Consider the following 5,985-nt stretch of genomic DNA (forward strand, 5'->3'; position numbering starts at 1 on the left):
GATCATGGCCAAATGGTGTCTGGCGCATCATCAAGAATCGTTCTTGTACGATCATTTCGAAGACATTTGCGAGATCATGAAAGCCTACGATGTCTCGTTCAGTTTGGGCGACGGCCTGCGTCCGGGATCGATCTATGACGCCAATGACGAGGCGCAATTGGCTGAATTGAAAACCTTGGGTGAACTCACGCAAATCGCCTGGAAACACGACGTGCAAGTCATGATCGAAGGCCCCGGCCATGTGCCGCTGCATTTGATCAAAGAAAACATGGATCTGCAACTCGAGCAATGCGATGAAGCGCCGTTCTATACGCTCGGACCGCTGACCACCGACATCGCCCCCGGCTACGATCACATCACCTCCGGCATCGGCGCGGCCACCATCGGTTGGTACGGCACGGCCATGCTGTGCTACGTCACGCCGAAGGAACATCTGGGCTTGCCGAACAAGGCCGACGTCAAGGACGGCATCATCACCTACAAAATCGCCGCCCACGTGGCCGACTTGGCGAAGGGCCATCCCGGTGCGCAGATTCGTGACAATGCTTTGTCCAAAGCACGCTTTGAATTCCGCTGGGATGACCAGTTCAACATCGGCCTCGACCCGGATAAAGCGCGTGAATTTCATGACGAAACCTTGCCTAAAGATTCGGCCAAAGTCGCGCATTTTTGCTCGATGTGCGGTCCGCATTTCTGCTCGATGAAGATCACCCAAGAAGTCCGCGAATACGCTGCCAAGCAAGGCATCACCGAGATCGCCGCGTTGAAGAAAGGGATGGAAGTCAAATCCATCGAGTTCATCAAAAGCGGAGCCGAACTCTATCAAAAACAGTGAGGCCGATGATGGAAATCGAACTCAACGGCGCGCCCCATCAGCTAGCCGATGCGCAGACATTGCAACAGTTGGTAGCCGACCTGGCGTTATCCGGCAAGGCCATTGCGGTGGCGGTGAATCGTCAGGTTGTGCCATCGCATTTATGGGCGCAACGGGTGTTGCAGCCACAGGATAAAGTCGATTTGGTACGCGCTATCGGTGGCGGGTAAGCATCGCTGAAGTTGGGCGGCCTTCGGTCTGCCCAACTATCTAAACAGGAAGCAAAGGAATGATCATGAATCTGAAGAATAACCAAGATATCGGCTTAGATACCGGCCTCACCATCGCCGGTAAAATCTACCGCTCGCGCTTGTTAGTCGGCAGCGGAAAATACCGCGATCTGGATCAAACGCGGGAAGCCACTGAAGCCAGCGGCGCTGACATTATTACGGTAGCGATTCGCCGTGTAAATATCGGGCAAGACCCCAATGCGCCGAGTTTGTTAGACGTCGTGCCGCCATCGCGCTACACGATATTGCCCAACAGCGCCGGTTGCTATACCGCTCAGGATGCTGTCTACACCTTGCAATTAGGGCGTGAATTACTGGGCGGTCATAAGCTGGCAAAGCTCGAAGTGCTGGGCGATGAAAAAACCTTATTTCCGAATATGCCGGAAACCTTGAAGGCTGCAGAAATATTAGTCAAAGATGGTTTCGATGTGATGGTGTATTGCAGTGACGATCCGATTCAGGCGCGGATTCTGGAAGAAATAGGCTGCGTTGCCATCATGCCACTGGCGTCATTGATTGGCTCCGGCATGGGGATTTTGAATCCGTGGAATTTGTCGCTCATCATTGAGCAGGCCAAAGTGCCGGTGTTAGTCGATGCGGGTGTTGGCACGGCGTCGGATGCGGCGATTGCGCTGGAATTGGGTTGCGATGGCGTACTCATGAATACGGCGATTGCCGGTGCGCGCGATCCGGTGCGTATGGCGCGCGCGATGCGGCTGGCGGTGGAGGCGGGGCGGGAGGCGTTTCTGGCGGGACGGATTGCTAAGCGCTTTGCGGCATCGCCTTCGTCGCCGATGGCGGGACGGGTTAAGTGACTCGGGAGCGCACACCGCCTTGTGTGTTGGTGTTTTCCGGCTCCGACCCCAGCGGCGGCGCAGGTTTGCAAGCCGACATCACGGCGATTGCCGCATTAGGTGCGCATCCCATGTCAGTCGTCACGGTGTTGACGGTGCAGGATAACCAGCGCGTCTTTGGCGTCTATCCGGTCGCAGCCGATCTGGTCCGTCAGCAAGCGCAGGTATTAGTGGATCGGATGCCGATTGCGGCGGTCAAGCTTGGCATCGTGGGAAACCGCGCCAATGCCGAAGTGATCGCGGCGATCATTCGCGATCTGCGCTTGCGGCAGCCGGACTTGCCGGTGGTATTCGATCCCGTGTTGGCAAATGGCGGCGGTGATAGCTTATCGACGGAAGATCCGATTGCTGCGTTGGCACCCTTGTTTGCGTTGGCGACCGTGATTACGCCGAACCGGATTGAAGCCAATCGCCTCTGCGGTGATATTGAGGACCCCGACGCACAGGCCCTGCAATTGCTGGCGCGTGGTTCTCAGCATGTGTTACTAAAAGGCGGGCATGGGCCGGAGCTGGATCATGTCTTGAATCGATGGTATTCAACCGATCAACAAAAGGACCAACAACGCAGCTGGAGCTGGCCGCGCTTACCGGGCGAATTCCATGGCAGCGGTTGTACTCTGGCTGCGGCGCTGGCAGCCTTGTTAGCGCAGGGCATGACGATGGCGCAGGCCATTGATGCGGCGCAGACGTATTGTCAGCAGACGCTGGCGGCGTCTTATGCGATTGCGGATGGGCAGCGCATTCCGAATCGGATTTGGCCGTTTTTAAAGGAACAAAGATGAAAAATGTCAGCATGAAAGGTCTGTATATCGTCACACCCGATTGGGACGATACGGCGCAGTTATTGGCTGTCAGCGAGCAGGCCTTAAAGGGCGGTGCAGCTTTGCTGCAATATCGTCATAAGACCGCCGACGCGGCGTTGCGGCAAGAGCAGGCGGAGCAGTTGCAAGCGCTGTGCCGCCGCTATCAACGACCATTCATCATCAATGATCACGTAGCCTTGTGTCTGGCGCTGGATGCGGACGGAATTCATATCGGTGGCACCGACGCCAGCGTGGCAGAAGTGCGCGCCAATGTCGGTCCGGACAAAATCGTGGGCGCATCCTGCTACGGCAGTATGGAGCTGGCACATCAGGCTGTCCTGTCTGGAGCTAGCTATGTAGCGTTTGGTGGGTTTTATCCGTCGCTGGTGAAGAAATATGCAGTGACGACGCAGCCTGCGATTCTGACGATGGCGAAGGCTGAGATCGCTTTGCCGAATGTGGCTATTGGTGGCATGACGGCGCAGAATGCCGCACCGTTAGTGGCCGCTGGCGCAGATATGGTGGCGGCCATTAGCAGCGTGTATCTGGCGCAAGATCCAGAGGCGGCAGCGCGGGAGTTTGTGGCGTTGTTTGTCTGAGCATGTACATGAGCAGGTAAAAAAAACGGCGCAAATTGCGCCGTTTTTTTACCTCAAATTCTTAAATCAGCCTTCGAGCAAACTACGCAACATCCACGCATTTTTTTCATGCAATTGCATGCGTTGCGTGAGCAAATCTGCCGTCGGTTCATCCGACGCCGCATCAACGATCGGGAAGATCGAACGGGCGGTACGGGTGACCGACTCTTGACCTGCTACCAATTGCTGGATCATCTCTGTGGCATTTGGCACGCCGACGGCTTCAGCGATAGTCGATAGCTTGGCAAACGCGCTATACGACCCCGGTGCCGGATAACCGAGTGCACGGATGCGTTCTGCGATCAGATCGACGGCCAGTGCCAGTTCGTTGTATTGGCCCTCAAACATCAGGTGCAATGTGTTGAACATCGGGCCGGTGACATTCCAGTGGAAGTTATGGGTTTTCAGATACAGCGTGTAAGTGTCGGCCAGCAATGTGCTGAGGCCGTCGGCAATTTTTTTGCGATCTTTGTCGTTGATGCCGATGTTGATTGCTACGACGCTTTTCTTTACGGGGGTCTTTGTCGCTGTTTTTGCGACCGTCTTTGCCACTGTTTTTGCCATTTTGTTACTCCTTGTATGCACTCTGGATGAGGCTTGTATGTTCTACCCGAACTATTTTATGTCAGTTTTGCAATACAGAAAAATCTGAGGAAATCTGAGCATTACTAATTCGATATATTCCCCATTGCTTGTTCCGAGCGCCGATGCAGCACCACGGTTAATCCAACCCCAGCCAGAGCGGCAAGGGCCGCGAACAAAAATACTTCTGGATAGCCGAAGGCGGTGGCGATCAATCCGGCCAATGGTCCGGTAATGCCCAGCGCCATGTCCAGAAACAGGGAATAAGCTCCCAACGCGCTACCCCGATTGTGCTGCGGCACGGTGCGTACGGCTTCGACGCCGAGCGCGGGGAAGACGAGGGCAAAGCCACATCCGGTGAGCGCCGCGCCCGACAGCGCCATCCAGGGGGCCATCGAGAAGCCGAGCAGCAGCAAGCCGAACGCTTCGACCACAAAGCACACAACGGCGACCCGGAAGCCGCCAAAGCGGGCAATCATTGGCGAAAATAGCAGCCGTGCACCGACAAAAAATCCACCGAACAGCGTCAGCGCGAAGGCCGCATTCGACCAGTGATGGCTGGCATAAAACAGCGTAATAAAAGTAGCGATCGAGCCGAATCCGATGGAACCTAAAGCAAGGCCAAGGCCGTGCGGCAACACCCGGCGCAAGACGCTGCCAAACGGCAGGCGTTCACCTTTGATGATCGCGCTGGCCTGTTTGCGGCGCGCCAGATAATAGCCGACGACGCCTAACGCGACGATGACGACGCCTATCCACGGCAAGCCCCATGCATGGACGATGACCACCCCGAGCGGCGCGCCTACGGCCAGTGCGCCATAGGTAGCAATACCGTTCCAGGAAATCATGCGCGCAGTATTTTCCGCTCCTACGCGTCCAATACCCCATGCAATCGCGCCGGTCCCGACCAGACTTTCCGCACAGCCAAGAATGAGTCGACTGAGCATTAATACACACAGGCTGAGCCACGGAACAGCGCTCAAGAGTGCGGCGACAATCAGGATGGCACCACTGATCGCGCAGCCGATCAAACCGTACAGTACGGATATTTTGGGGCCGACCGAGTCCGCAATGATCCCCGCGCGTGGGCGGCTTAGCATCGTCGCGAGATATTGCACGCTGATCGCAAGGCCAGCCATCACTGAGCTGTAGCCTAGATCGGTGTGGACATACCCGGGTAATACGGCTAACGGCAGACCGATGCTTAAGTAGCAGAGAAAAGTGAGAAAAGAAGTCGAGAGGATATGAAAAGTGACGGCGCTCTGTTGAAGCGGCTGCGGCGCCGATGGAGACTCGGGCGGGACAACGCGTTTCAGACGGGCTTGTTCGGGCATGGTGGATAACTAACGTAGACAACGTGAAGGAGTTGAGAGGGCCGGGGAACCGTAATGCGGTGCAGCATTTTACGCTTCAGGGCGAATCGTTGCTTGCCGCGTGTGGAACTGAAGGCGTAAACCGGTAGCAGTTGATGTCGATGACGCGCAGTTTTTGCCTTTATCGCACGCCACGCTGGCAGACGCGCAAGTGCTTAGACTACACGGTTGATCGGCATACGTGAATATAGATATTGACAGATTTAGGTATTTAATCATACTCTATATGTATGCCAAAAACCTCCCGTGCCCTTTTGCAACTCCCGCCAGCAACTGCTGCCGCCATCGAAAAGCTGGGTGCCGACCTTGCTGTCGCCCGCTTGCGCCGCAAGGAGTCATTGAAAACCTGGGCTAAACGCATGGGGGTTTCTGTGCCGACGCTGCAGCGGCTAGAAGCCGGTGACCCTGCTGTTGGCGTCGGCATCGTCGCCACCGCGCTCTGGCTCATCAAGCGCGACGGCGCGCTGGGAAATCTGGCCTCGCCTGAACACGATCAGGGTGCCATCGAAATGGATGTCCGTGAGGCTGTTGAGCTGGGTCGCACGCGCGCCCGGGCCTCTGCAGAAGTACGCATCAGCGCATCGATTCGTGCTCGATGAACCGGGCGCTTAGAGAAGCTATCACCGACTGC

8 protein-coding genes are annotated in these 5,985 nt (G+C 56.2%); 6 read left to right on the forward strand and 2 right to left on the reverse strand.

What is annotated here, in order from left to right:
* The 5 genes from ACVBEF_RS20175 to thiE all read left to right on the forward strand — a co-directional run.
* Positions 1-835, forward strand: an 835-nt coding sequence (locus ACVBEF_RS20175) for a phosphomethylpyrimidine synthase ThiC (RefSeq protein ID WP_447125703.1), incomplete at its 5' end; no start/stop codon positions are given.
* Positions 836-843: 8 nt separating this feature from the next.
* Positions 844-1,044, forward strand: coding sequence for a sulfur carrier protein ThiS (gene thiS / locus ACVBEF_RS20180; protein ID WP_447125704.1), 201 nt, complete (start codon positions 844-846; stop codon positions 1,042-1,044).
* A 65-nt stretch (positions 1,045-1,109) separates the two neighbouring features.
* Positions 1,110-1,919, forward strand: a complete 810-nt coding sequence (locus ACVBEF_RS20185; protein WP_447125705.1) for a thiazole synthase — start codon at positions 1,110-1,112, stop codon at positions 1,917-1,919.
* Positions 1,916-2,740, forward strand: coding sequence for a bifunctional hydroxymethylpyrimidine kinase/phosphomethylpyrimidine kinase (gene thiD / locus ACVBEF_RS20190; RefSeq protein ID WP_447125706.1), 825 nt, complete (start codon positions 1,916-1,918; stop codon positions 2,738-2,740). Before ACVBEF_RS20185 ends, thiD begins: the two co-directional genes overlap by 4 nt.
* Before the next feature lie 11 nt (positions 2,741-2,751).
* Positions 2,752-3,360: a thiamine phosphate synthase gene (gene thiE / locus ACVBEF_RS20195; protein ID WP_447125710.1), complete on the forward strand. Its 609-nt coding sequence runs from the start codon at positions 2,752-2,754 to the stop codon at positions 3,358-3,360.
* A gap of 66 nt (positions 3,361-3,426) precedes the next feature.
* On the opposite strand, the gene ACVBEF_RS20200 is transcribed toward thiE, so the two are convergent.
* Both ACVBEF_RS20200 and ACVBEF_RS20205 read right to left on the reverse strand, forming a co-directional pair.
* Positions 3,427-3,963, reverse strand: coding sequence for a Dps family protein (locus tag ACVBEF_RS20200; RefSeq protein ID WP_447125707.1), 537 nt, complete (start codon positions 3,961-3,963; stop codon positions 3,427-3,429).
* A gap of 104 nt (positions 3,964-4,067) precedes the next feature.
* Positions 4,068-5,315 (reverse strand): MFS transporter, encoded by a 1,248-nt coding sequence (locus ACVBEF_RS20205; protein ID WP_447125708.1) that lies wholly within the window; start codon positions 5,313-5,315, stop codon positions 4,068-4,070.
* Between the two features lie 269 nt (positions 5,316-5,584).
* Between ACVBEF_RS20205 and ACVBEF_RS20210 the strand changes: the two genes are divergently transcribed.
* Positions 5,585-5,953 (forward strand): XRE family transcriptional regulator, encoded by a 369-nt coding sequence (locus ACVBEF_RS20210; protein WP_447125709.1) that lies wholly within the window; start codon positions 5,585-5,587, stop codon positions 5,951-5,953.
* Positions 5,954-5,985: the final 32 nt, after the last annotated feature.

The organism is Glaciimonas sp. GG7 (assembly GCF_052976905.1).

Coding starts and splice junctions, on each gene's coding strand:
- thiS (WP_447125704.1), top strand. CDS start 844: ATGGAAATCGAACTCAACGGCGCGCCCCATCAGCTAGCCGATGCGCAG.
- ACVBEF_RS20210 (WP_447125709.1), top strand. CDS start 5,585: ATGCCAAAAACCTCCCGTGCCCTTTTGCAACTCCCGCCAGCAACTGCT.
- ACVBEF_RS20205 (WP_447125708.1), bottom strand. CDS start 5,315: ATGCCCGAACAAGCCCGTCTGAAACGCGTTGTCCCGCCCGAGTCTCCA.
- thiE (WP_447125710.1), top strand. CDS start 2,752: ATGAAAGGTCTGTATATCGTCACACCCGATTGGGACGATACGGCGCAG.
- ACVBEF_RS20185 (WP_447125705.1), top strand. CDS start 1,110: ATGAATCTGAAGAATAACCAAGATATCGGCTTAGATACCGGCCTCACC.
- ACVBEF_RS20200 (WP_447125707.1), bottom strand. CDS start 3,963: ATGGCAAAAACAGTGGCAAAGACGGTCGCAAAAACAGCGACAAAGACC.